Source organism: Arthrobacter sp. 2YAF22_2, assembly GCF_052114645.1.
Taxonomy (GTDB): domain Bacteria; phylum Actinomycetota; class Actinomycetes; order Actinomycetales; family Micrococcaceae; genus Arthrobacter.
The window spans coordinates 1-2,067 of record NZ_JBFRFD010000586.1; the positions used below are offsets into that span (position 1 = coordinate 1).

The window sequence follows — 2,067 nt, forward strand, 5'->3', positions numbered from 1 at the left end:
GCTCGCCGGTGATGGTGCCGCCCATCGCGAGGGCCACCGTGACGGAGTCGTCCAGGGCAGCGCCCAGGCGGTCCGCGGCCGCAGTGTCCATGCCAGTGCCGGTCCGGTCCACCCAGAAAGTGGGATGCAGGTTCCCGTCGCCGGCGTGCGCCACGACCTTGAGCCTGACCGCGTGCTTCGCGGCAATGGCCTCCAGCTCCGCGACATAGTCCACCAGCCGGGACCGGGGCACGGCCACGTCCTCGCCCACCCGGTACTCGTCGTCGACCTCGACACCGCGGCTGTTGCGGCGCAATTCCACGAGCCGCTCGGCCTCGGCGTCTGCCTCCATGGTCACTACGGCCCCGCCGGCGGCGAGCAGCGGCCGGATCGCGGCGGCTTCGGCTGCGGCCCCGTAGCCGTCGGTCTGCAGGAGCAACAATGAGGCGCCTCGGGAGGCCAGTTCCGAGCCGTGGACGTCGTCGAGCTGGGCGAGTGAACCGCCGTCGAGCAGTTCCATGATGGCCGGCTGTATCCGCGCCTTGCCCACCGCGAGAACGCCCGCAGCGGCGCTGCGGAAGTCCGGGTAGAACGCGGCGATCGTGTGCACCTCTTGCGGGAGGTACCGCAGCCGCACCGTAATCCCGACGACGATCCCCAGGGTCCCCTCGGATCCAACGAACAGCCCCGTGAGGTCGTAGCCAGCCACTCCCTTGAAGGTCCGGTGGCCGGTGCGGATAAGGGTGCCGTCCGCGAGCACGACCTCCAGTGCCAGGACCGAGTCCCGGGTGACGCCGTACTTCGCGCAGCGCAGTCCGCCGGCATTGGTGGCGACGTTGCCGCCGATGGTCGAGATTTTGTAGCTGGCAGGGTCCGGGGCGTACATCAGCCCGTGGAGCGCCGCCGCCGCGTTCAGTTCGGCGTTAATAACGCCGGGTTCGACGACGGCGGTCTCGTCGTCCGGGTTGAGGTCCAGGATGCGGTTCATCCGCTCGAGGCTCAGCACCACGCAGCCCTCGCTGGCATGAGCTCCGCCGGAGAGCCCGGTTCCAGCGCCGCGGGCCACCAGCGGCACGCGGCGTGCGGCGCAGGCTCGGACGGCCGCCTGGACGTCAGCCACGGACTCGGCACGCACGACGGCGACCGGAAGCTGGTAGTCCAGGACCGGGGCCCGGTCGATCGCGTACGCCGCCAACGTGGCCGCATCCACGGCAACCCTCTCCTCGCCAAGGTCGGACGTCAGCTCCTCCACAATGCCGCGCATGCGCTCTCCAGTTCTTCGTCGAATCCGGCGATCAATTCCGGCCTTAGTCTAGGTGCCGATGGCTAATCGGCCACGCCTCCCATGAACCGGACGAAGCGCTGCAACACGCCGGGCCAGCCCCGCTGGTACTCCGCACGCGCGGCGGCCGGGTCCTGGGCGCCTTCCCAGCCATTGTGCACCAACCGCAGCTCCGTGCCGCCCTCGACCGCCCGGAAGGCAACCCGCAGCTCGGTGGACCACAAAGCCTGGCTACCGGGGTGCCAGCTGRCATGGAATGACAAGGGCGGTTGCCAGTCGTCGATCGACCCCCAGATGGCGGTCCGGCCGTCGTCAGCGGTTTCAACAATCAGGTTTTCCTCGAACTCCACGTAAGAACCAGGGCCGTAGACACTGTGGCTCTCGAGCGGCCACCACAGGTGGGTGTGCTCGGTGAAACCGACGAAGGCCCTCGCGACAGTGCCGGGGACGACGACGGTGCACACAACCGGGTCCAGCTCCCCGGAGCGCTCGGGTTCCGGGGCTGCCGCAGCGTGGCTGAAGAGGTTATCCATGAGCAACAACTCTACAAGGGGGTCGCAGCCGTGCTGGCTTTCGGTCCGAAGGACAAATCGCGACGCTCCCGCAGAACCGACAGGTTTCAAGCCGACGCTCCCGCAGAACCGAAAGGTTCCACACCGACGCTCCCGCAGCTCCGGCGGTTCCCCTCTACGTCAGGCTGGTTGTGAGTCAGTCAGTGATTGAAGAGGAGCAGGAGTAGCCATGACTGTTGGTCCGCGAGGTATTAGCCGCGATGAGATTCGAGAATTGGTGCATCAGTATTACGT

At 67.7% G+C, this 2,067-nt stretch carries 2 protein-coding genes; both read right to left on the reverse strand.

Annotation, left to right across the window (positions count from 1 at the left end; genetic code table 11):
- Positions 1–1,243: FAD-binding oxidoreductase (locus tag AB4Y86_RS17570; protein WP_441403446.1), on the reverse strand; the 1,243-nt coding region annotated here is incomplete at its 3' end.
- 62 nt (positions 1,244–1,305) lie between these two features.
- Positions 1,306–1,794: an SRPBCC domain-containing protein gene (locus AB4Y86_RS17575; protein ID WP_441403447.1), complete on the reverse strand. Its 489-nt coding sequence runs from the start codon at positions 1,792–1,794 to the stop codon at positions 1,306–1,308.
- Positions 1,795–2,067: the final 273 nt, after the last annotated feature.